Raw genomic sequence first — 22681 nt, 5'->3', positions numbered from 1 at the left:
TGAGATGGCACTTTCAGATCGAGCCCAAGGCTATTTTTTTCTTATTACTACCATGTGCATCTGGGGGGGATTTACCCTCACTGCACGATTAAATGCGCTATGGCACATCAATACGTGGGACATTGTGGCACTGCGTTTTTCACTGGCTTTTTTGATCTTAATGCCGATTTTACTTTATCGTAGAGAAGCCTCTTTTTTACTTAAAAAAGAACCATTTATTTTGGCAATGATTGGTGGTGTGATCTATTGTTTGTTGGCTTATAGCGCATTTCACTATGCACCGACTGCGCATGCTGCAATTTTTCTCAATGGTTGTATTCCTATTTGTACTGCCATCGTGGCTTTTATATTGATGAAACAGGCTTTTGATCGTCATACATGGGCAAGTTTGATCATTATGATCACCGTGCTCGGTATTATGAGTCTCCTGATGTATCGTGAATCTGGCATTCCTTTTGGTGCTGGTGATGGATTATTCTTCTTGAGCGCCATTTTTTGGGCAATATTTACCGTATTACTGCGTAAATTCCAACTGAGTGCATGGCAGGCGATGTGTGGGGTTGCCATCTGGTCAGCCATGATTTATGTACCCATTTACGTGTTATTTTTACCCAAAGATCTTAGTACTCCTGAGCCTCAGCATTTAATGTTTCAAACAATATTTCATGGCATATTTGTGGTCATTATTGCAACTTTAACTTATGTGGAAGCGATTAAAAGACTCGGGGCTTTTAAAGCAGGGAGCATTACCAATTTAGCACCTTTTTTGGCTGCAATTTTGGCAGTGCCTTTGTTAAATGAACCTTTAAGTATTGCGATGTTATTTGGGTTGTTGGGTATGGCGATAGGCGCATTACAACCATGGCGATGGCTGGGTCGCCAAGATGCACTAAGCCAAAAACTTGAGCAACAAAAAAAGCAGTCTTCTTAGACTGCTTTTTTTCAATTTAAGCTTGTTGTGCAAGACCAAGATAATATTGGTGTTTTACTGCGAGTTGTTGATAGAGATGATCAAGTTCACCATCATTTATAACAACATCGTCTGCACGTTTTAATTTTTCTTCACGAGACATTTGCGCACTCATTATTTTTTTAATTTGCTCAATGTCTTGATGATCACGTTGCGAAGCACGCAAGATTTGTAATTCTGTTGATGCATCGATCAGTAAAGTACGTTGAGTAAGTTGGTGTTGATTGGTTTCAAACAAGAGTGGGGAAACTAAAATGGCATAAAGACTGGTCGCCCGTTGTAGTTGTTCAATAATCGATAGGCGAATTGCAGGATGCGTAATATTTTCTAATATCTTTCTAGCTTCAGGATGTTTAAAAATATGGTCTCTTAACGCTCTGCGGTCGAGTGCGCCATCTTCCAATAGCACCCAATCCCCAAAATGATCTTTAATTTTTTGTAGTGCAGGTTTTCCAATTTCAACCACTTCACGTGCTACGATATCTGCATCAACAACAGTAATACCTTGTGTTTCAAACCACTGACTTGCAGCAGTTTTTCCACTTCCAATACCACCTGTTAAGCCCAAAATAAAGCGCATGTAAAAAAACCTTGTAATTATCATAATGGGGCTTATTTTAGCTTAACCCCCTAAATAAACCTTCATAATTTCGTTACCCCATAAGAATGCAATCCATCCAGCAATCGCAATATAAGGTCCAAAAGCAAAGGGCTGATTTTCTTTTTTGACTTTCATCAAAATGATGCCGATGATTGCACCGACTAAGGATGAAAGTAGGACAATGAGCGGTAATAAAAATGGACCCATCCATGCACCAAGCGCGGCCAGTAATTTGAAGTCGCCATATCCCATTCCTTCTTTGCCTGTCACGATTTTAAATAGATAGTACACCACCCATAAACAGAGGAAACCAATCAAATATCCCCAAATTGCGGAGGTAGGTGAGGTGTAGAGTGCATAGCTATTTAACGCTAAACCAAGTGCAGCCAAGGGGAGAGTATATCGATCGGGTAAAAGTTGTGTATCGAAGTCGATGAATGTGAGTGCGATCAGTGTCCACGTTAAAATTAAGCCAAAAAGCATTTGTAGGCTTGGACCAAATACCGCGACGACCACTAATGAGCAAACAGCAGTCAAAACTTCTACCAGTGGATAACGAATGCCAATCGGATTTTCACATTCACCACATTTTCCACGTAAAAATAACCAACTTATCACGGGGATATTTTGATACCAACGAATAGGTGTTTTACATTTTGGGCAGGTCGATGCAGGTTTACTTAGCGTGAGCTTATCTTCATCAATTATGGCTTGGTCGGGATGTAAAAACATCTGACAGTCTTGACGCCATTCTTGCTCCATCATTTTAGGTGTGCGGTAAATGACAACATTTAAAAAACTGCCGACACATAAGCTGATGATTCCTACAGTTAAATAGAGTGCTGTAGGCGATTGAATTAAATACGCAATTATTTCGTTCATTACACCACAGAACCCATTTGGAAGATTGGAAGATACATTGCGATGACTAAGCCGCCGACCAAGACACCTAGAATGGCCATAATCAAAGGCTCCATCATGGAGGTTAAGCCATCGACAGCATTGTCGACTTCACTTTCATAATGGGTTGCAACCTTATCTAGCATAGCATCGAGTGAACCCGATTCTTCACCAATCGCTACCATTTGCACAGCCATAGATGGGAATAAATTGGTCGAGCGCATAGCGAAATGAAGTTGTTGACCAGTCGCAACGTCGTCACGAATACGCATAACTGCTTGCTCATATACCACGTTATTCGTTGCGCCAGCTGTTGATTGGAGTGCATCGATTAAAGGGACGCCGGCAGCAAATGTGGTTGAAAGTGTACGGCTATAACGTGCGATAATTGCTTTATAAACCAAATCACCAAAAATAGGCAGCCTTAAAGCCGTGCGATCTAATGCATCCGCAAATTTTTGACTACGTTTTTTGGCTTCAATAAAGCCGATAATGGTCAGCGCGATACCAATAATTAAAATAAACCAATATTTTTGCACCCACTCAGACATTGCCACTACGAGTTGCGTGAACGCAGGTAAGTCTGCGCCAAATGAGCTAAACATCTCAGAGAAGACAGGAACCACTTTGACCATCAAAATAATGGTCACAATAATTGCAACCACAATGACAGCAATTGGATACTTCATCGCTTTTTTAATTTTTTGTTTGAGAACTTCACTTTTTTCTTTATAAATCGCAACTCGATCGAGCATGGTTTCAAGCGCACCTGATTGCTCACCTGATTCTACCAATGAGCAGAATAACTGATCAAAATGCTGAGGATATTTGCGTAGTGCACCTGCAAAAGTATTACCACCTTCGACCTCAGTTTTAATACCCAAAACCACTTCACGCATTGCAGGATTATCTAAGCCTTCTGCAACAATTTCAAAGCTTTGAACAAGTGGTACACCTGCTTTCATCATGGTGGCAAGCTGACGCGTAAAGATGGTGATGTCCAAAGTAGACACTTTCTTCTTCATTAAGCCTTCAAGAATATTCTTGCGCTTCTCGCGGATACTACGCACCGTAATGCCTTGTTTGCGGAGCATGACTTTTGCAAGTTGAATATTACGCGCAGGCATTTCACCTTTAACTTTGGTTCCCTTGCGATCCACGCCGTCATATACAAACGTTGGCATCATCTGTGCTTTTTTCACCGCCATAATGATTTCCTTATTTTTAATTATTCACTGGTCACTCGATTCACTTCTTGTAAAGAAGTAAGTCCGTTCATGACCTTAATTAATCCTGAACGTCGAAGATTCTTAAACCCCAGTCTTTCAGATGCAGCTGCAATCTCTAATGCATTGCCATCATCCATAATAATCTTCGAAATTTCAGGTGTCACTTTCATGACTTCATAAATACCGACACGTCCTTTATAACCATCACGGCACTCAGGACAACCGACAGGTTGATAAATTTTAAAATCTGGATCTGCTAAATCCTGTTCTGTGAATCCCATTTCTAACAAACTTGGTTTAGGAATATCAGCAGGTACTTTACAGTGTACACACAGTCGTCTAGCAAGTCGTTGAGCAATGACGAGATTCACCGAAGTTGCAATATTAAAAGAGGGAACCCCCATATTGCGCAACCGGGTTAAGGTTTCAGGAGCACTATTGGTATGAAGTGTAGACATCACCATGTGGCCTGTTTGTGCTGCCTTAATTGCAATTTCAGCTGTTTCGAGATCTCGAATCTCCCCGACCATAATAATATCAGGATCTTGACGCAGGAATGATTTCAATGCGACTGAGAAGCTTAAGCCCACTTTATAGTTGACGTTGACCTGATTAATGCCTTCTAAGTTAATTTCTACGGGATCTTCTGCTGTAGAGATGTTGGCATTTTCAGTATTTAAAATATTCAATCCTGTATAAAGCGATACTGTTTTACCAGAACCTGTTGGACCCGTAATCAGTAACATGCCTTGAGGCTTCTCAAGTGCCTCAAGGAATAAAGCTTTCTGATCTTCTTCATAACCTAATGCATCAATACCGAGCATTGCACTAGACGGATCCAAAATACGTAATACGATTTTTTCGCCAAATAGGGTTGGTAATGAGTTAACACGAAAATCAATCGCTTTAGTACGAGATAATTTAAGCTTAATACGGCCATCTTGCGGAATACGCTTTTCTGAAATATCCATTTGAGACATAACTTTCAAGCGTGAAGCTAATCGATTCGCGAGTTGCAATGGTGGATTTGCAATAGTTCTTAAAACACCATCAACGCGGTATCGAACTCGGTACGTTTTTTCATAAGGTTCGAAGTGTAAATCTGATGCACCCATGCGAATGGCGTCAACCAAAAGCTTGTTGATGTACTTAACAATCGGGGAATCATCACCTGAAGGACCATCATCGTTATTATTTTGCGGTGTATCGTTCTCGACCACGTTAACGTCAAGATCTTCATCACCGAAATTGAAATTCTCATTTTCAGAAAAATGCTTTTCGATCAGTTTTTCAAGTTTATTATGTTCTACAGTAATAGGAACGACGTTTAATTTACTATTAAATCGAATTGCTTCCAATGCTTCGATATCTGTAGGATCACTCGTCGCTACAAATAAAGATATACCTCTTTGATACAAAGGTAAGATTACATGTTTTGTAACAAGATTTTCTGCAACGATATCTTTGGGTAGTAACTCAACATTATATGCATCTAAATCGAACAATGGCTCCCCAAACTCTTGAGCAACCATTTCAGCAATCGTATTTGCTCGTATTTTGAGATGTTCAACGAGGTAAGGTACTAATTTTTGATGAGATTTTTTTGAATTAATAATAGCATTTTGCATTTGCTGGGAGGTCAAAATGCCTTCATCAACCAAACGACGACTTAACCCAGAAAATTTTGGCCCACTTTGATCTAAAGTCATCCCCAATACGCCTTAAATTCATTTTATAATTCGAATATTAAAATTATACGGTTATAAGTAGAAAATTCTATACTTAAAATCATTAATATTATCCGAAAACTATGAAAAAATTGAATTTTTTCACTTATTCTGTTGGATATTGTGTCTTATGTTGTCTTTTTTTAAAGAATTCTAGGTGCTGAATCTGTATCCATTGAATTTTTACGTTAATTTTTTAAAATCCGTGTAGAATGTGCGCATTTTTGATAGAAGGTTAGATCTATGTCGGGTTCGACAATTACTCCGTGGGTTGTAGGCAATTGGAAAATGAACCCAATGCAGGCTAACACGCAACAGCTTTTAGCTGATTTGAAACAACAGCTTGAGCAAGCTTCAATCGCTCATGATGTTTGTAAAATTGGTGTTGCGCCAACTTTATTGGCTTTACTCCAAGTAAAAAATGAACTTGCAACAGATGCTCATGAAGTGTTTGTGGTCGCTCAAGATGTATCACGTATTGCGGGTACTGGTGCATTTACAGGTGAAGTTAGCGCAGATCTTTTAAAGGATAGCCAAGTCGATTATGTATTAATTGGACATTCTGAGCGTCGTGAAATATTTAATGACACGCCTGCGATTCTTAATGAAAAAATAAAAAATGCTTTAGCTGCTAACTTACATATCATCTATTGTGTGGGTGAAAGCCTTGAACAGCGTGAAAGTGGGCAAGCTGAGCAAGTGGTGTTACAACAAATTTGTGACATTGCAGGTGTTGTGAATCCAGAGCAATGGGTGCATATTACCGTCGCCTACGAGCCAATTTGGGCAATTGGAACTGGTAAAACAGCTTCCCCGGATGATGCACAAGCAATGCATGCTAAAATTCGTGAAGGATTGAGTCAAATTACACCTGTAGGTCAAAACATAGCAATTCTTTATGGTGGTAGTGTAAAACCTGAGAATGCTGTTGAATTGGCAGCATGCCCTGATATCAATGGTGCCCTCGTAGGCGGTGCATCACTCAATGCGGAATCATTTGTTCAAATTGCGCAAGCATTTGCCCAATCAAAATAATTAGGAGTTCATCATGCAATCTTTTGTACTGGTGCTACACATCATTTTAGCGTTATTGATGATTATTTTAATTCTAGTACAGCATGGTAAAGGTGCAGATGCAGGTGCGTCTTTTGGCGGTGGCGGTGCAGCGACTGTATTCGGCGCTTCTGGTTCTGGTAACTTCTTAACTCGTTTAACCGGGATACTTACTGCTTTATTCTTTATCACAAGTATTAGCTTGGCTTACTTTGCGAAGCAGCAAACGACAGATGCTTATGGTTTGAAAACGATTAATACAACTGAGCAAGTTGATCAAAAATCGCCTGAAACTTCATCAACTGCACCAAAACCAGCTGAATAATTGAATATTTCGCTTTCAATTTTTCATTGAAACCACTAGAATGCGTCACAGCTGCGGTGGTGGTGGAATTGGTAGACACGCTACCTTGAGGTGGTAGTGCTTTCGGGCGTGGGGGTTCAAGTCCCCCCTTCCGCACCAACTTATAATCCAGAAGTTTAAGTTGGTGTTTGCAGCAAAATCTGTTGATGCGGGATGGAGCAGTCTGGTAGCTCGTCGGGCTCATAACCCGAAGGTCGTTGGTTCAAATCCAGCTCCCGCTACCAATCAATCCTATAATTAAGATGCAAACTTAAGATAGGCAACTTAAACAAAGTTTGAGTTGAGATATATTTTTTGCACGTTGATGCGGGATGGAGCAGTCTGGTAGCTCGTCGGGCTCATAACCCGAAGGTCGTTGGTTCAAATCCAGCTCCCGCTACCACTTTTGATTAAGGTGCGACTTAATCAAGTCTAATTAGAAAGTTTTTCTGATTGAAAAATGATTCAAATTTAGATATAATTTTGCACGTTGATGCGGGATGGAGCAGTCTGGTAGCTCGTCGGGCTCATAACCCGAAGGTCGTTGGTTCAAATCCAGCTCCCGCTACCAAGTTTCTAAAGAGGCTCACAACTAGGTGGGCCTTTTTGCACAGTGGGCATTGCTTTTCTGTGCAATAATGGGGGCGAATGCGCCCTTTTTTGTTATCTATCGTGTAGTGTGGACATCAATTGGTCAAATAATCATGCTATCACTATAGTTAGTCTGTGTCGGTCTGTTGGCCGATTGAATCGCACATAAATGACGAGAGTAAATGAAGTTATCAAATAAAACCCAAGCATTGTATGAACTGATCGCACCCGCTGTTGAGGCGTGCGATGTTGAACTATGGGGTTTAGAATTTACACCTCAGGGTAAGCGTTCGCTAGTACGTATCTACATTGACAAGCCTGAAGATCCAAACAAAGAACCTGTTATTTCCGAAGACGGTGAAATTGATCTTGGTCGTGGTGTGGGTGTGCAAGATTGTGTACGTGTTACCCAACAAGTTGGTGCAATCCTCGATGTTCATGATCCAATTTCTGGTGAATATGCATTAGAAGTGTCATCTCCAGGTTGGGATCGTACTTTCTTTAAACTTGAACAGATGCAAGCATATATTGGTCAACAAGTTGCTTTACGTTTGATTTCTGCAGTGGATAACCGCCGTAAATTCCAAGCGAAACTAGTTGCTGTAGATGTAGAAAATGAAATGATCCAAGTTGAAGTTGAAAAGCAACAAGTGCTCGAGATCGATAGTCACAATATCGATAAGGCCAACTTGATCTACCAAGACTAAATTAATCTTAACTAAAAGAATTTGAATAGTAGGTGACTTATGGGCCGTGAAATTCTTACCGTTGCTGAGACGGTTAGTAATGAAAAAGGTGTTAGTCGTGAAGCGATTTTCGAAGCGCTCGAGCAAGCTCTAGTTGCTGCAACGAAGAAAAAATTCTACGAAGGCACAAATTCTGAAGAAGCACAGTTGCGCGTTGAAATCGATCGTAAGACTGGTGAATACCGTACTTTCCGTCAATGGACTGTAGTAGCAGATGAAGATCATGAAATGCCTGCATGCCAAGACGCGATTTCTGATGTGGACCCAGCGAAATGGTCAATCGGTGATGTGCGTGAGCTTGAAGTAGAATCAATTGAATTTGGTCGTATTGCAGCTCAAATCGCGAAGCAAGTTATTGTTCAGAAAATTCGTGAAGCTGAACGTGCGCTTATTGCAGATGCATATGAATCTAAAGTTGGTGAGTTAATTTACGGTGAAGTAAAGAAACAAACTAAAGATGGTTTCATTATTGACCTCGGTGAGAATGCGGAAGCATATCTTGCACGTGAAGAAATGATCGCAAAAGAAATTTTACGTCCTAAACAGCGTGTAAATGCGATTTTATTTAACGTAAACCGTGAAGGTCGTGGTGCGCAGCTACAACTTTCTCGTGCTAAGCCAGAAATGTTAATGGCATTGATGAAAAAAGAAATTCCAGAAATTTCTGAAGAAATCATCGAAATTAAAGCTGCTGCACGTCAACCGGGTGTTCGTGCTAAAATTGCAGTGAAAACGAACGATCATCGTATTGATCCAGTCGGTGCATGTATTGGTATGCGTGGAACACGTATCCAAGCTGTACAGCAAGAATTGAACGGTGAACGTATTGATGTTGTAGTTTGGTCAGATGATCCAGCTCAATATATCGCAAGTGCTTTAGAGCCAGCTGATGTATCGGGTATTGTGATTGATGAAGAAGAACGCACAGCAGATATTATTTTTGCTACAAGCGATCAATTGGCGCGTGCAATTGGTTCTCAAGGTCAAAACGTACGTTTAGCTTCTGAGTTAACTGGTTACAAGCTCAATATGATGCTTGAAGAAGAGTACCGTGCTCGTCAACAAAATGAAGCACAGCAATATCTCGATATGTTTGTAGGTCGTCTTGATATTGAAGAAGACCTTGCGATGGCATTGGTAGAAATGGGCTTTACTTCACTTGAAGAGATTGCTTACGTTCCAGCTGAAACATTTGATGAAATCGAATTAGATGCAGAAACGGTTGAGCTTTTACAAAGCCGTGCGAAAGAAGTTGCATTAGCAGATGCACTGAAAGAGCAAGAAAATATTCAAGAACCGAGCGAAGAGCTTCTAGCGATGGAAGGAATGAGTTCAGAGCTTGCTTATGCATTAGCGGCTCGCGGTGTAATCACAGTAGATGATTTAGCAGATCAGGCAACTGATGATATCTCTGATATCGAAGGTTTAGGTGCTGAGAAAGCAGGTCAATTGATCATGAAAGCACGTGAATCATGGTTTAATTAACGAGGAGGTCATACATGACGGATAAGTCAATTAAAGAGTTAGCAGTCAGCGTAGGTCTTCCAGTTGAAAAACTATTAGATCAGGTGCGAGATGCTGGGTTGCCTCAATCTAAGGCAGAAGACACAATCTCAGTAGAACAGCAAGACCGTTTAGTCGCTCATTTGAAAAAAGCGCATGGGCAAGACAGCGGCAGCGCAGGAAAAATCACGTTGAAACGTAAAACTACGAGTACTGCAAAAGTAGCAAGTACATCAGGTAAAGCTAAAACTATTAACGTAGAAGTTCGTAAGAAGCATACGTTCACTAAGCCAGATCCTGAACAAATTAAAGCTGAAGCATTGGCAAAAGCAAAAGCTGAAACTGAAGCAAAAGCACAGCAAAAAGTTGAAGTTAAACCAGCTCAAGCTGAAGAGAAGGCGCAACCTGCAGTAAGTAAAGCGAAAGCGAACTTAGATGCAATGCGTGCTGCAGCGAAACAATCGAGTGAGAAGCAAGAAGTTGCTAAAGCTGCGGTTGTGGTTAAGCGCAAGTCAACAAATAAACCGATTGTTAAACAAGCAACTAAGCCAACTGAAACTGCAGAACAGAAAAAAGCACGTGAAGCTGAAGCTGCTAAATTAAAAGCAGTCGAAGAAGCAGCACGTCGTAAAGCAGCTGAAGAAGCACAACAACGTACGCTTGAACAAATGCGTCAGATGGCTTCTAAGTACTCTAATGAAGATGCAACTGCAACGATTCGTGTGGTCGATGATTCTCCATTGGCTGCTGGTCTTGTTGGTCAAGCATACGAAGATTCATTCGCGAAAGAAGACCGTGACATTAAGCGTGGTAATAACACACCAGGTGCACGTTCTCCTAAGAAAGGTGGTCGTCGCGGTCAAGAAGAGCAATCTTTCCGTGACAACTCTCATAAACGTGGTTTGAAATCAAGCCAAGCTAATAAACATGGTTTCGAGAAGCCAGTTAAAAAGCAAGTTTATGATGTTGAAATCGGTGCAACTATTGTTGTTGCTGACCTTGCTGCAAAAATGGCGATTAAGGTTCGTGAAGTAATTAAAACACTCATGAAAATGGGTGAGCTTGTCACTCAAAACCAATCAATTGACCAAGATACAGCAGTTCTAGTGGTTGAAGAAATGGGTCATAACCCAGTTCTAGTATCAGATACTCAAGCGGAAGATAACTTGCTTGAAGCGGCTGAAGAAGCACGTGGTGCACAAACAACGCGTCCACCAGTGGTTACTATCATGGGTCACGTTGACCATGGTAAGACATCGCTTCTTGATCGTATTCGTCGTGCGAAAGTAGCGCAAGGTGAAGCGGGCGGTATTACACAGCATATCGGTGCTTATCACGTTACAACGGATAAAGGTATTATCACTTTCTTAGATACTCCGGGACACGCAGCATTTACTGCGATGCGTTCACGTGGTGCGAAAGCAACTGATATCGTTGTATTGGTGGTCGCAGCTGATGATGGTGTTATGCCACAAACAGCGGAAGCGATTGACCATGCTCGTGCAGCAGGTACGCCAATCATTGTTGCAATCAACAAGATGGATAAAGAATCTGCTGATCCAGATCGCGTATTGAATGAATTGACAACTAAAGAAATCGTGCCTGAGCAATGGGGTGGTGATGTCCCTGTCGCGATGGTTTCTGCGCACACGGGTGCAGGTATTGATGAACTTCTTGACTTGATCTTGATTCAATCTGAACTTCTAGAGCTTAAAGCTTCTGAAGAAGGTGCGGCACAAGGTGTTGTAATCGAAGCACGTGTTGATAAAGGCCGTGGTGCGGTTACTTCGATTCTTGTTCAAAATGGTACATTAAAAGTAGGTGACCTTGTTCTAGCTGGTGCATCTTACGGTCGTGTACGTGCGATGACTGATGAAAATGGTCAACGTATTAAGTCTGCAGGTCCATCGATTCCAGTTGAAATCTTAGGTCTTCCAGAAGCGCCAATGGCAGGTGACGAAGTTCTTGTTGTAAATGATGAGAAGAAAGCACGTGAAGTGGCTGATGCGCGTATGGATCGTGAACGTCAAAAACGTTTAGAGCGTCAATCTGCAATGCGTCTTGAAAACTTAATGGCTTCAATGGGCAAAAAAGACGTGCCGATTGTGAATGTAGTTCTGAAGACAGATGTTCGCGGTACATTGGAAGCGCTTCATGTTGCATTGGCTGAACTTTCAACTGATGAAGTGAAAGTGCGTGTCATTGGTTCAGGTGTTGGTGCGATCACTGAGTCTGATGTGACACTTGCAGAATCTTCAGAAGCATTCTTATTAGGCTTTAACGTTCGTGCAGACAATACAGCGCGCCAAAAAGCCGACGCAGATGGTATCGACATCCGTTACTACTCAATCATTTACCAATTGATTGATGATGTGAAAGATGCAATGAGTGGTAAGCTTGCACCAGAACATCGTGAAACAATTCTTGGTGTGGCTGAAGTACGTGAAGTATTCCACTCGAGTAAGTTTGGTGCTGCAGCAGGTTGTATGGTTCTTGAGGGCTTATTACACCGTAATAAACCAATTCGTGTCTTACGTGATGACGTGGTCGTGTTCCAAGGTGAACTTGAATCACTTCGCCGTTATAAAGAAGTGGTTGAAGAGGTTCGTGCTGGCATGGAATGTGGTCTTGCGGTCAAAGGCTATAAAGACATCAAAGTGCTCGATAAAATCGAAGTCTATGATGTTCAATTAATTAAACGGAGTCTTTAATGGCGGGTAGTCAACGTCTTAAGCGTATGGCGGACACGGTTCAGCGAGAATTGTCTGAACTCATCCGTCAGGAGCTGAAAGATCCACGCTTAGGTGGTCTTGTGACCATCTCAGCGGTGAAAGTGAGCCCAGATTTAGGCTATGCTGAAGTTTATGTTACTGTCATGGGGCGTGAACTTGGTGATGAGCAAAGTGAAGCAGCAAATAAAGATACTCTAGATGTTTTAAATAAAGCATCAGGTTTTCTGCGCCATGAGCTGAGTCGTCGTATTAAGACACGTATCACACCTCGTTTACGTTTCCATTATGATAAAACTAATGCATACGGAAACTACATGTTTGGTCTAATTGCTGAAGCTGTGAAGGACTTACCTCCAGCTGACGATAAAAAAGACGAAGAGTAATTTCAAACAAAAAGCCACCTTAGGGTGGCTTTTTTTATCTTAATGTTTTTATATAAATTAAAGCCATAAAATAAATGCTACATTCAATTTTGAATTTGCGTATACAATATTTTTAATTAAACAAATACAAATAAATAATGAGGTTGATGTCATGCAAATTTTAAAAAAATCAGCTGTTGTGCTCGCATTATCAAGTACCTTGCTTATCACAGGTTGTGGGTACAATACACTTCAAGCGAAAGATGAAGCCGTGACTGCATCATGGTCTGAGGTACAAAACCAATACCAGCGTCGAGCAGACCTTGTTCCGAATTTGGTGAATGTAGTTAAAGGATATGCAAAACATGAAGAACAAGTTTTAACTGAAGTCACAGAGGCACGTGCAAATGTTGCAGGGCTCAAAGTTGATAAAGAAGCCCTTGAAAATCCTGAACTATTCAAGCGTTATCAAGAAGCGCAATCGCAAATGACAAGTGCATTATCACGTTTGCTGGCAGTGACTGAGAATTATCCAGATCTTAAAGCGAATGAGCAATTCCGTGATTTGCAGGTACAATTAGAGGGTACAGAAAACCGTATAGCAGTTGCGCGTAATCGCTATATTTCTACCGTCCAAGATTACAACACCTATGTTCGTCAATTCCCACAAGTCGTAACTGCGAAAGTCATTGGCATGGATGCAAAAGAAAACTTTAGTGCTGAAGCAAGTGCACAAAAGGCACCTAACGTTTCTTTTGATTAAATCAAAGATTTGAAGTTGATGAATATGAGCATGAGAACTCAGCATCTTAGACAAAATAGTATGAAATTGATTTCATGGCTATTTGTCTTTGTGATGACCTGTACATTGCAAACGGTTCATGCAGAATCTGCAACAGCAGTAGATCATGAGTCTGACGCGATTGTGCTGGGAAAAGTGATTCAATCCAACTCAACAAATCCATCAACAAGTGCTCAGCAAAATAAACCAACACCAGTATCTCCTGTTACTGTCTCAAATGATATGCAGGAAGGAGACACACAACGTCAACTCCCTACATTAAATGAACCTGTGATAGATCAGGCGAATATACTTTCTCCTCAAGAAAAGTCAGAACTCGATACAATAATTCGTGGTCTGTATAACGAGGGTAAGGCTCAAATTGGGATCGTCATTGTTCCGACAACTGGTCAGGAAGGTATCTTTGATTTTGCAATGCGGACTGCACAGACTTGGGGGTTAGGTTCTGCTCAACAAGATAATGGTTTATTAATCGCAGTGGCAATTAATGATCGAAGATTACATATCGCAACAGGTTATGGATTGGAAGGTGTGATTCCAGATATCGTTGCGAGTCGAATCATCCGCGAACAAATCACCCCTTATTTTAAAGTCAATCAATTTGGACAGGGTTTAATTTCAGGAGTCAGAGAAATTGAACGAATCGTTAACCTTGATCCTGAAATTGCCCAACAAGCCGCTGAAGAGCTGAAACTTAGACAAGAACAAGCCTTAAAAGCACAATATGCAAAAGAAAAGACATTTAACACGGTATTATTCATTTTGATTGCTGGTGTGATTGGTTCTTTTATTATTGGTAATCGTTTAAGTGCTTCGGTCGCGGGTGTTACTGCTTTTGCTGCGAGCATGATTTATGGTTCAGGGATTTTAATCAGCTTGATTGTGGGTATTGGAATTTTCTTTTTATTATTTACATCCATCGCACAGTTGATTTTCCAAGCATTTTTGTCTGGCGGAGGACGCGGCGGCAGTGGCGGTCGAGGCGGATTTGGCGGTGGTGGATTTAGTGGCGGTGGTGGTGGCTTTGGTGGGGGAGGTGCGTCAGGCTCATGGTAACAAAAACTGAAACGACAGAAATTATCACTGAACCAAAGTTGCAACAAGCATCTCAACCGAGCTTCAAGCGTTGGATTAAGCATTTTTGTTATTTGCCTGCGTCTAAACGTTATTTTTCCAAAATGGATCAAAATGCGATTGCAGAGGCAGTGAAACAAGCGGAGCAAGGTCATGTTGGAGAGATCCAAGTGGTCATAGAGGGATATATTCCATGTGCCTTGGCTTATTCAATGAATACTCGTCAGCGAGCAGAACAACTTTTTGCTGAATTAGGTGTATGGGATACAGAGTTTAATAGTGGTGTACTGATATATTTAAATCTATGTGAGCAGAAAGTTGAAATTGTGATTGATCGTGGAATTCAAAAGGCCACAACGCAACAGGATTGGCAAGCAATTTGTGATCACATGATTAATGAGCTAAAAAATAAAAATTATAAACAGGGTGTTATTGTTGGCGTGATGGAAGTCGGCGAAATTTTGAATCGTTTTTATGATGATAAAGTGCAAGATTTGGAAAACGAGCTCAGTAATCAGCCAATTATTTTAAATTGATTTAAGAAAAGTGACAAAAAATGTCACTTTTTTACATAAATTAACATTAAAAATAAATTTTAAAATTATTTATTGGCAACCTTGAAGCGTTATACGAAAATAGCATCAGTTAGTTAGCAACAACAAAATCTATTTTGGGGATAGGTTGTTAACTTTGAACTTAAAAAATTAGGAGAGATGTTATGAACGCTCAAAAAGGTTTTACTTTAATCGAGTTAATGATTGTTGTTGCAATTATCGGTATTCTTGCTGCGATTGCGATTCCTGCTTACCAAAACTACATCGCTAAATCTCAAGTGAGTGAAGCTTTAAGTTTATCTGCAGGTCTAAAAACAGCTATTCAAACCAACTTACAAAATAATACTTGTTTTGCTGATGGTAAAACTACTGCTGGTGATAAAGATAAATTGGCAGGTAAGTATGGCGATGCGGTAATTGGTGGTACTGCAGCTACTGCACCTACAGCAGGTGAAACAGGTTGTACTATTACATATACTTTTAAAGAAACAGGTGTTTCGAATAAAGTTTCAAAATCAAAAATTGTTGTTGGTGTTCAAGAGAATGGAACATTGGTTCTTGATACAACGAATACAACTACTAATGCAGACTTTCTACCACAATCTTTAACGGTTTCTGGTTCATAAGTTAAATTGAATTAAAAAGAGGATTTTAAAATCCTCTTTTTTTATGAGAAAAATAAATGTTGTACTTGGTCATTTTCTTTTTATCCCTATTTTTGTTAGGGATAAACTTTGCTGGGCTCACTAGTGAGTATGATGAGTTACGAATCCTACAAATTTTATTAATTAGTCTAACTGGACCATTTCTCTTATTTAGTAAAAAACAAAAGTATCTTTCTAAAAATCAAAGTTCACTCATTTTTCTGGTTGGTATATTGGCAATTATTCTAAGTTTCTGGCATTTTTCAATCTATCACATTTATGATTTTCTTCAACTTTTGGGTCTATTTCTACTATTTATTTGTCTAACTTATACTGATTTGACAAGCGATCGGAGTAATATGTTGATCGTTATTTTATTGGTTCTGTCTTGCATACCTTTTTTGAATTTATTTTTTTCTATTTTTGAGTTAATTAAGAGTGGTATTTGGTACCGATGGCAGTTAAATACTGGATCTGTACGAATCATTGATAGTATTTTAGTTGTAATGTTTTGGTTAGGTTTCTATCTAAAAGATAAAAATACTTTTATGTGGAAATTCTTTCCCATTTTCAGTTTTTTATTGTTTTTAGGATTATTTTTCGATGGTGCACGTGCAGCTTTACTGAGTATTATCGCACCTCTTATTTTTTTATTCATTATTGGTCCACAGCATCGTAAATCTATAATGATCTGTGCTGTAGGGATTTTAATTGCATACGTTATTTTTAACCTAACCCAGTTCTTTTACTCACAATTATATCCAGAGAAAAAGATCTTAAATATCGTCCGATATTCAAGTTCTGGGCGCTCTGAAATGTGGGAGTTTGTTGCTCAACAATGGTTATATCAACCTTTTACAGGTTTAGGGGGAGGCTATCTAGCTAGTATCCAATATCATATTGCTCATCATATGCATAATATTTATTTTCGTTTGATATTTGAATGGGGAGTTGCTGGGATTTTACTCTTAAGTTGGATTTTGATTAAGCTATTTGTATTTTTTAGATCAGAAACACCAATAATCCTAAAAATGGGTGTCCTTGCGATAATGATTGATGGCTTCTTTTCGGGTAATTTTATTTATCCAGCTGCTCAGGTCATTTGCATCTTGTATCTTGCTTTAGCTTTTCAAGTGAAGTATCAAATTACAGCTGAGAGTTGTGAAGTTAAACAAGGGTTGAATCAAAAGTATATATTCGGATTATTCTATTGCATTTTTATCATTTTAGTAATCAGTTTCCTCCGAGAGGACTTTCTATGTCAAGGGTGTGCTGGAATGCAAGGAAAAGCATTACCTTATTTTTGGGGATTAGGTCACAGCCCTAGCTTAGAAAAGTAGCAATAATTTAATTAATCTAATAGAAGCAAATGTTTTAACATAGTGTAAATTTAATTTAGCACCATAGTTATGATTTTTTATGCCCTAAGTATTGTATTGATCATGGTTGCTTGGCTGTTGCCATACCATCGTTCTCCTTGGCCAACCTTCGGTTCAGAAATACTAACTTTTATTGCAGCATCATTTTTATTGTTAGGCTTAGCAAAGTTTAAACTAAACATACCAAAACCACAGCTTTATTTATTGCCATTTCTAAGTATTCCACTTATTCAATTTATTTTCGGACAGAACATCTATTTCAGCAATGCTTTATTCAGTTTTACATATATTCTGTTCTTTGTATTGATGGTCATTGCTGGATATCAACTTTGCCTCGAGCAAAAAAAGAGAGAGCAAGTATTTAAAATTACCTGTTTAACATTTGTTTCAGTTGGGGTTATCTCAGCTGTATTTGCGATGCTTCAATGGCTCCAGTTGAATTGGATTTTAGGCGATCTCATTTATCCACTAAAGGGAAATAGACCTTACGCCAATTTAGCTCAACCCAATAACTTAGGGACTTTACTTTTTTTAGGGTTGCTGAGTTCGCTATATCTATTTGAAAAACGGTTACTTTCCAATCTTTATCTTATACCAATCGCATTTGTCATTTTATTCGGAATTGTTTTAGCACAATCCCGAACAAGCATTATTGTTTGTGCTTTTATCGTAATCTATTGGTTAATCAAACAATTCAGAAAACAGAATCGATTTTCATTGACCTATTTAGCTTTTTGGTTAGGTGTATTTGTACTCTTAACACTGAATTTAACGGCGATCAATCAGTTGATATTTTCTGTTGGTGATTCAGCTTCAGTCGTGCAAAGTTCCGCAGCAAACCGTGCTGTCCAAGGTATGGGCGATATTCGTCTTGATATGTGGCAACAAATGATAGCTGCGATTCTGCATCAACCATGGTGGGGGTATGGATGGAATCAAACAGGCTTAGCACAATACTATATTACCGATACCTTCCAAGTTTCACTTTGGTATAAAAGTGCACACAACATGATTCTAGATCTATTGGTCTGGAATGGATTGATTCTAGGTGGGCTTATTCTTCTGTACTTTACAGCTTGGCTACTGTGGCTCAATAAAGGGGTGAAGGATAATATCTCGATTATTGCAACATTGATGGTATGTGCAATCCTCATTCATGGCATGTTAGAGTTTCCTTTACATTATGCTTATTTTTTACTTCCAGCAGGTTTCTTACTGGGCATTATTCAGGCGCAATATACAAATTTGCCTTCATTAAAAATGAATGGTCGAGTGTTCGCAGTGGTTGCTCTTATCACGATTGTGGGGGCTTTAGCTACGACACGGGATTATTTTTTATATAAAGAGCAAAGTGTACTCGCATCAAAGACTGAAGCTTTAACAGCTGATCAACAACACACCATGCAAAAGAAAATTTGGTTGATTATCCAATTTAAAGAGCGTGTGTGGTGGATCGGATTAGATCCTAAAACTGAAATGACAGAACAACAACTTGCTGATCTAGAGCGTATGGTTGCAAACTTGGCATCAAAATATGATTTACATAAGTATGCACAAGTGTTGGCTTTTAACGGTAAGGAGCAAAAAGCGAAGCATCAATTATGGATTTTAGAAACATTGCATAAGCAATATATTGAGTATGATGACTTATTGAAATAAAAAAATCCCCGAAAGGGGATTTTTTTATTTCAATCATCAAATTTGGCTTTGAATATAATTCTCTACACCAACTTGATCGACAAGGTCGAGTTGAGTGGTCGCCCAATCTAAATACTCTTCTTCTTTTTCTAAAATCTCTTGTACCAAATCGCGCGTAACGTAATCGAGTTGTTCTTCTGCTAATTTCACAGCAGTTTGAATCGTTTCAATATTTTCTTTTACTTTCCGAACATCGCATTGCAGCACTTCAATGGTGTGTTGACCAATATAGAGCTTACCCAGATGTTGCAGATTTGGAAGACCTTCTAAAAATAAAATGCGCTCAATGATTTTATCTGCATGCTTCATTTGACGGATAGATTCTTTATATTCCGCTGAACCGAGTTGTTCGATGCCCCAATCATTAAACATACGTGAATGTAAGAAATATTGGTTGATGGCTGTAAGATGGTGGTAAAGCACCTGATTTAACTGATGAATAACGTCACGGTTGCCTTTCATGATCTTAGCTCCAAACTCAAAATTCAGCCTATCATAGAAGGCTATCGATAGAGATTATCTTAACCCAACTTGCTAAAGCCTGACGAGTAATTTATTGAACAGCAAATGAAAATCGCAATCAAATACACTTTTGCAAAAAATAACCCCGCTGAGTCAAAGCGGGGGGAGAAATTGGAAATCTCAATTATAGTTATAGAATGAGTTGTTATTATTTTTTAGCACATTCTGAGTTAAGCGGCGATTGAAATTCTGGCAGCTATTTCAGCAAGTTCTTCATTAATAATACTGCGTGCTTCAGGAACACAGCGTCCACAACAAGTGCCTAGGTCAAGCAAGTCACGAATTTCACGATAAGATTCAGCGCCATTTGCCATAGCATTTTTAATATCTTGATCTGTAATTCCACGACATAAACAAACGTACATTTCTGCTCAACCACAAGGATAAATGCGATAGTTGATATTATTGATAATTATTATCGTTTGTCAATGAAATTCATTTAAAAATGCTGTTTAATTCATCGTTTTTCTAGATAAAAAAATACCACCTTATAGGTGGTATTTTCTAAGATGTTGAAATTATTTAGAAATAATCACAATACCATCCATTTCAACCAGTGCACCTTTAGGTAAACTTGCAACGCCTAATGCCGCTCGTGCAGGGTAAGGCTGAGCGAAATATTCACCCATAATTTGGTTTACCAGTTGAAAGTGAGATAAATCAGTAAGGAAAATATTCAGTTTAACAATATCAGCTAAAGAACCACCAGCAGCTTCACAAACTGCTTTGAGATTATCAAATACACGACGAATTTGAGCTTCAATGCCTTCAACCAATTCCATGCTATATGGATCTAATCCAATTTGTCCTGAAAGATAAAGTGTATCGCCGACAAGAATGGCTTGAGAGTAAGTACCAATTGCAGCAGGTGCATTTTCAGTATGAATGACTTGGCGGGACATCTATTTCTCCATTATTCAAATCTAGCTTCATCATAAAGGATGAACACTATAGGTGAAAGCTCTAATCTGTATTCTTTAGCAGGCTTGTGAGACTTCTTCAACCGCAAGAGGAGCTGACATGCGTGAAATACGCGGAAAACCAAATTGCATGCGGAGTTCACGAATGATTTGCGCAATTTGCTGACGACTATGAACAACAATACTCAGATAGGTTTTTGAATCGTATTTTCGAACGGACTCGATTCCTATTTTTGATTTACGGCAGATATAAATCAGTTCTGAAATTTGCTCATCACTTAATAATAGATCGATACACAAGTAAGCATTGAAGTTGATTTCTGATTCACCTTCATCTTTCCAGTGCAACGGCATAATATTTTCAGGATGTAACTGTTGTTCGTGTAGAAGGTTCTTACAGCGAGCACGGTGAACAATAAGACCACGGCGAGATAAATGCCCCTGTATAGGATCGCCTAACACTGCATTACAACAATGGGCATATTTTACATCTACACCATCAGTACCTAAGATCAGGCGACTTGATGCTTGATCTTGATGATGATCTTGAGCAAAGAGATGGTTCGCCACAAGTTGTGGGAGCAAATCACCTACAGCAATTTGTTCAAAAAGTTGATTCTTGCTTGGAATATGGCGCCATTGTAATAGTTCAGTCCAATTTTGATCAGTTAGATCATGAATAGAGGTATTAAATAACTTTAATGCACGATTTAAGGCTTGTTGACCGACAAGGCGCTGTTCATCAATATCTTGGTCTCGCAAAATATTTTGAATAGAGCGTCTGGCTTTTTGAGTGTTGATAAAGCTCAGCCAATCCGGGTTGGGTGAAGCGAGAACATCTGTAATCACCTCAATGACTTGACCACTTGAGAGTGGTGTAGAAAGCGGTTTGATTTCACCATCAATTTTACAGCCGACTGCATGGTTACCTAAGAACAAGCTTGCAGAGTAAGCGAAATCTACTGCTGTCGCTCCTTGTGGTAACTCATGTAAGTGACCTTGAGGAGTATAGACCCATATTTTTTCTTGATGTAGATAATCTAATAGATCATTAAACGTGGTCTTTGCACAGTCGCCACCGACTAAGGTGTGCAAATTCTGCATAGATGCTTGAATGGCAGATCGGCATGTTTGAGGAGCATTTTCACCTAATACCACCCCAAATCGCGCAGCCTTACGCATAAGTTCAGTTTGTATGGTGAGCGAAAGCGTTGTTTTCTCGCCTTTCAAACGCAGCATTAAGGATTGATTGCCACCTGGAAGAGGGCGGCGGATATGATCTTGGTAATTTAAAACTTGGAAGTTATCTTTTAACAACTCAACTAAACGATCGCAATCGGCAATGGTCTGGAGAACGATTTCAAACGCATGACTATGTGTGAGTTCTTGAAGGTTAATTTCGTTTTTAACAAAGTGGCGTAATAATTCAATGTTATTGTTTTTCTTTTTAATCCGCCCAGGAATATTGGAGTTTTCCAAGAGATCGCTCAAATGCTTTTCCCAAATGGCTTGGTACTTACAGCGTTGAGGTTTGGTTTGCGCCAAAGCATTTTGAACATCATTGAACATATCTAGATCAAGATTTTGATAACAGAGGTGTTCAAGATTGTCAGCCATTTCATTCATGCCGACCAAACGTGCCATTGGCACGAATATATCAAAAGTTTCTTGTGCAATACGGGCACGTTTATCTGGTCTTAAAGCTTCCAAAGTCGTCATATTATGGTAACGGTCTGAAAGTTTAATGATGATCACACGAGGATCTTGTAACGTGGCTTGTAGGATTTTTCGGAATGAGGCTGCTTTATTATATTCCTTGTCACTAGAGTGGCTTAATTTCGTAACACCATCGACCAGCTCAGCCACTGTTTTGCCAAATTTTTCAGTAATGTCTTCTTTGCTAAAGTCGGTATCTTCAATAACATCGTGCAGTAGTGCTGCCATTAACGTTTCTGGGTCTAGGCGCATATGCGCCAGAATACAACTTACGGCTATCGGATGCAGAATATAGGGTTCACCGCTTTTGCGTGTAATACCATCATGCGCCATGTCAGCATAATCGCAGGCCACAAGTACTCTGTCGACGTCCTTTTCAGATAAATACGCGTCGATGATGACTTTTAGCTGTTGCTTAGCTTGGCTGACCAATGGGCCTGGCATACTACACCTTTGAATCCGTGGAAGAGAGTAAAAAGTAAAAGACTTTACTAAAAATTCATATTGCTACAATGCTCTATTTTTAAATAGAGAATAGCTCTAATTTTTTTAACAAATTTTTTCAATTTTGTCGAATCATTCTCTAAAAAAATTCAATAAAAAAGCCTAGTCACT

The 22681-nt window shown here is 39.4% G+C and carries 21 protein-coding genes and 4 tRNA genes; 17 read left to right on the top strand and 8 right to left on the bottom strand.

All coding sequences use genetic code 11. The features are described from left to right. The first annotated feature begins 4 nt into the window (after window positions 1-4). Window positions 5-931, top strand: a complete 927-nt coding sequence (locus tag AC1M9P_RS09105; RefSeq protein WP_481587388.1) for a DMT family transporter — start codon at window positions 5-7, stop codon at window positions 929-931. Window positions 932-947: 16 nt separating this feature from the next. On the opposite strand, the gene coaE is transcribed toward AC1M9P_RS09105, so the two are convergent. From coaE to pilB, 4 genes are read right to left on the bottom strand one after another with little or no spacing between them, the layout of a single operon-like run. Next, window positions 948-1550, bottom strand: coding sequence for a dephospho-CoA kinase (gene coaE, locus AC1M9P_RS09100; RefSeq protein WP_481587387.1), 603 nt, complete (start codon window positions 1548-1550; stop codon window positions 948-950). A gap of 42 nt (window positions 1551-1592) precedes the next feature. Beyond that, entirely contained in the window at window positions 1593-2453 is an 861-nt protein-coding gene (locus AC1M9P_RS09095; protein WP_481587386.1) for a prepilin peptidase, read from the bottom strand. Beyond that, entirely contained in the window at window positions 2453-3679 is a 1227-nt protein-coding gene (locus AC1M9P_RS09090) for a type II secretion system F family protein (protein WP_035266014.1), read from the bottom strand. The genes AC1M9P_RS09095 and AC1M9P_RS09090 overlap by 1 nt, the downstream gene beginning before the upstream one ends. A gap of 20 nt (window positions 3680-3699) precedes the next feature. Further along, the gene (gene pilB / locus AC1M9P_RS09085) at window positions 3700-5409 is read right to left on the bottom strand and encodes a type IV-A pilus assembly ATPase PilB (protein ID WP_092766658.1); all 1710 of its coding nucleotides are present in this window, start codon (window positions 5407-5409) and stop codon (window positions 3700-3702) included. A 261-nt stretch (window positions 5410-5670) separates the two neighbouring features. Here pilB and tpiA point away from each other — a divergent pair, with 261 nt between their 5' ends. From tpiA to AC1M9P_RS09005, 16 genes are all read left to right on the top strand, one after another. Further along, window positions 5671-6462 carry a triose-phosphate isomerase gene (gene tpiA / locus AC1M9P_RS09080; protein WP_481587385.1) on the top strand — a complete coding sequence of 264 codons (792 nt, stop codon included), beginning with the start codon at window positions 5671-5673 and terminating at the stop codon, window positions 6460-6462. A 13-nt stretch (window positions 6463-6475) separates the two neighbouring features. Next, window positions 6476-6805, top strand: coding sequence for a preprotein translocase subunit SecG (gene secG / locus AC1M9P_RS09075; RefSeq protein ID WP_035266018.1), 330 nt, complete (start codon window positions 6476-6478; stop codon window positions 6803-6805). A gap of 53 nt (window positions 6806-6858) precedes the next feature. Beyond that, window positions 6859-6943, top strand: a tRNA-Leu gene (locus tag AC1M9P_RS09070). Window positions 6944-6991: 48 nt separating this feature from the next. Beyond that, window positions 6992-7068, top strand: a tRNA-Met gene (locus AC1M9P_RS09065). A gap of 81 nt (window positions 7069-7149) precedes the next feature. Then, window positions 7150-7226, top strand: a tRNA-Met gene (locus tag AC1M9P_RS09060). A gap of 91 nt (window positions 7227-7317) precedes the next feature. Then, a tRNA-Met gene (locus tag AC1M9P_RS09055) sits at window positions 7318-7394 on the top strand. 202 nt (window positions 7395-7596) lie between these two features. Then, window positions 7597-8121 carry a ribosome maturation factor RimP gene (rimP, locus tag AC1M9P_RS09050; RefSeq protein ID WP_035266019.1) on the top strand — a complete coding sequence of 175 codons (525 nt, stop codon included), beginning with the start codon at window positions 7597-7599 and terminating at the stop codon, window positions 8119-8121. Window positions 8122-8160: 39 nt separating this feature from the next. Beyond that, window positions 8161-9645: a transcription termination factor NusA gene (nusA, locus tag AC1M9P_RS09045; protein ID WP_035266021.1), complete on the top strand. Its 1485-nt coding sequence runs from the start codon at window positions 8161-8163 to the stop codon at window positions 9643-9645. Between the two features lie 14 nt (window positions 9646-9659). After that, a complete protein-coding gene (gene infB, locus AC1M9P_RS09040) occupies window positions 9660-12374 on the top strand; it encodes a translation initiation factor IF-2 (RefSeq protein ID WP_035266024.1) in 2715 nt (904 codons plus the stop codon). Continuing rightward, on the top strand, window positions 12374-12778 hold the full coding sequence (locus AC1M9P_RS09035; RefSeq protein WP_035266025.1) for a ribosome-binding factor A: 405 nt from the start codon (window positions 12374-12376) through the stop codon (window positions 12776-12778). The genes infB and AC1M9P_RS09035 overlap by 1 nt, the downstream gene beginning before the upstream one ends. A gap of 151 nt (window positions 12779-12929) precedes the next feature. Continuing rightward, on the top strand, window positions 12930-13520 hold the full coding sequence (locus AC1M9P_RS09030) for a LemA family protein (RefSeq protein WP_481587384.1): 591 nt from the start codon (window positions 12930-12932) through the stop codon (window positions 13518-13520). A 24-nt stretch (window positions 13521-13544) separates the two neighbouring features. Next, window positions 13545-14615, top strand: coding sequence for a TPM domain-containing protein (locus AC1M9P_RS09025; RefSeq protein ID WP_481587383.1), 1071 nt, complete (start codon window positions 13545-13547; stop codon window positions 14613-14615). Then, the gene (locus AC1M9P_RS09020; protein ID WP_481587382.1) at window positions 14609-15169 is read left to right on the top strand and encodes a TPM domain-containing protein; all 561 of its coding nucleotides are present in this window, start codon (window positions 14609-14611) and stop codon (window positions 15167-15169) included. Before AC1M9P_RS09025 ends, AC1M9P_RS09020 begins: the two co-directional genes overlap by 7 nt. A gap of 182 nt (window positions 15170-15351) precedes the next feature. Next, window positions 15352-15813 (top strand): pilin, encoded by a 462-nt coding sequence (locus AC1M9P_RS09015; RefSeq protein WP_481587381.1) that lies wholly within the window; start codon window positions 15352-15354, stop codon window positions 15811-15813. A 59-nt stretch (window positions 15814-15872) separates the two neighbouring features. Beyond that, on the top strand, window positions 15873-17171 hold the full coding sequence (locus AC1M9P_RS09010; protein ID WP_481587380.1) for an O-antigen ligase family protein: 1299 nt from the start codon (window positions 15873-15875) through the stop codon (window positions 17169-17171). 69 nt (window positions 17172-17240) lie between these two features. Continuing rightward, entirely contained in the window at window positions 17241-18869 is a 1629-nt protein-coding gene (locus AC1M9P_RS09005; RefSeq protein ID WP_481587379.1) for a PglL family O-oligosaccharyltransferase, read from the top strand. Window positions 18870-18905: 36 nt separating this feature from the next. Here AC1M9P_RS09005 and bfr read toward each other — a convergent pair whose 3' ends face one another. From bfr to AC1M9P_RS08985, 4 genes are all read right to left on the bottom strand, one after another. Then, window positions 18906-19370 (bottom strand): heteropolymeric bacterioferritin subunit Bfr, encoded by a 465-nt coding sequence (gene bfr / locus AC1M9P_RS09000; protein ID WP_035264352.1) that lies wholly within the window; start codon window positions 19368-19370, stop codon window positions 18906-18908. 230 nt (window positions 19371-19600) lie between these two features. Then, a complete protein-coding gene (locus AC1M9P_RS08995) occupies window positions 19601-19795 on the bottom strand; it encodes a bacterioferritin-associated ferredoxin (protein ID WP_481587378.1) in 195 nt (64 codons plus the stop codon). Window positions 19796-19948: 153 nt separating this feature from the next. Continuing rightward, window positions 19949-20332, bottom strand: a complete 384-nt coding sequence (locus AC1M9P_RS08990) for a RidA family protein (protein ID WP_481587377.1) — start codon at window positions 20330-20332, stop codon at window positions 19949-19951. 75 nt (window positions 20333-20407) lie between these two features. Further along, a complete protein-coding gene (locus AC1M9P_RS08985) occupies window positions 20408-22510 on the bottom strand; it encodes a RelA/SpoT family protein (protein ID WP_481587376.1) in 2103 nt (700 codons plus the stop codon). Window positions 22511-22681: the final 171 nt, after the last annotated feature.

The sequence above is a fragment of the Acinetobacter sp. 25-47-122 genome, assembly GCF_056779695.1.
Note: the sequence above shows the minus strand (reverse complement) of the source record. Positions and strands in the feature narration are given on the sequence as shown.

Coding starts and splice junctions, on each gene's coding strand:
- AC1M9P_RS09025 (WP_481587383.1), top strand. CDS start 13,545: ATGAGCATGAGAACTCAGCATCTTAGACAAAATAGTATGAAATTGATT.
- AC1M9P_RS09020 (WP_481587382.1), top strand. CDS start 14,609: ATGGTAACAAAAACTGAAACGACAGAAATTATCACTGAACCAAAGTTG.
- AC1M9P_RS08985 (WP_481587376.1), bottom strand. CDS start 22,510: ATGCCAGGCCCATTGGTCAGCCAAGCTAAGCAACAGCTAAAAGTCATC.
- AC1M9P_RS09035 (WP_035266025.1), top strand. CDS start 12,374: ATGGCGGGTAGTCAACGTCTTAAGCGTATGGCGGACACGGTTCAGCGA.
- AC1M9P_RS09030 (WP_481587384.1), top strand. CDS start 12,930: ATGCAAATTTTAAAAAAATCAGCTGTTGTGCTCGCATTATCAAGTACC.
- AC1M9P_RS09005 (WP_481587379.1), top strand. CDS start 17,241: ATGATTTTTTATGCCCTAAGTATTGTATTGATCATGGTTGCTTGGCTG.
- pilB (WP_092766658.1), bottom strand. CDS start 5,409: ATGACTTTAGATCAAAGTGGGCCAAAATTTTCTGGGTTAAGTCGTCGT.
- AC1M9P_RS09105 (WP_481587388.1), top strand. CDS start 5: ATGGCACTTTCAGATCGAGCCCAAGGCTATTTTTTTCTTATTACTACC.
- AC1M9P_RS09015 (WP_481587381.1), top strand. CDS start 15,352: ATGAACGCTCAAAAAGGTTTTACTTTAATCGAGTTAATGATTGTTGTT.
- tpiA (WP_481587385.1), top strand. CDS start 5,671: ATGTCGGGTTCGACAATTACTCCGTGGGTTGTAGGCAATTGGAAAATG.
- nusA (WP_035266021.1), top strand. CDS start 8,161: ATGGGCCGTGAAATTCTTACCGTTGCTGAGACGGTTAGTAATGAAAAA.
- infB (WP_035266024.1), top strand. CDS start 9,660: ATGACGGATAAGTCAATTAAAGAGTTAGCAGTCAGCGTAGGTCTTCCA.
- coaE (WP_481587387.1), bottom strand. CDS start 1,550: ATGCGCTTTATTTTGGGCTTAACAGGTGGTATTGGAAGTGGAAAAACT.
- AC1M9P_RS09095 (WP_481587386.1), bottom strand. CDS start 2,453: ATGAACGAAATAATTGCGTATTTAATTCAATCGCCTACAGCACTCTAT.
- AC1M9P_RS08995 (WP_481587378.1), bottom strand. CDS start 19,795: ATGTACGTTTGTTTATGTCGTGGAATTACAGATCAAGATATTAAAAAT.
- rimP (WP_035266019.1), top strand. CDS start 7,597: ATGAAGTTATCAAATAAAACCCAAGCATTGTATGAACTGATCGCACCC.
- secG (WP_035266018.1), top strand. CDS start 6,476: ATGCAATCTTTTGTACTGGTGCTACACATCATTTTAGCGTTATTGATG.
- bfr (WP_035264352.1), bottom strand. CDS start 19,370: ATGAAAGGCAACCGTGACGTTATTCATCAGTTAAATCAGGTGCTTTAC.
- AC1M9P_RS09090 (WP_035266014.1), bottom strand. CDS start 3,679: ATGGCGGTGAAAAAAGCACAGATGATGCCAACGTTTGTATATGACGGC.
- AC1M9P_RS08990 (WP_481587377.1), bottom strand. CDS start 20,332: ATGTCCCGCCAAGTCATTCATACTGAAAATGCACCTGCTGCAATTGGT.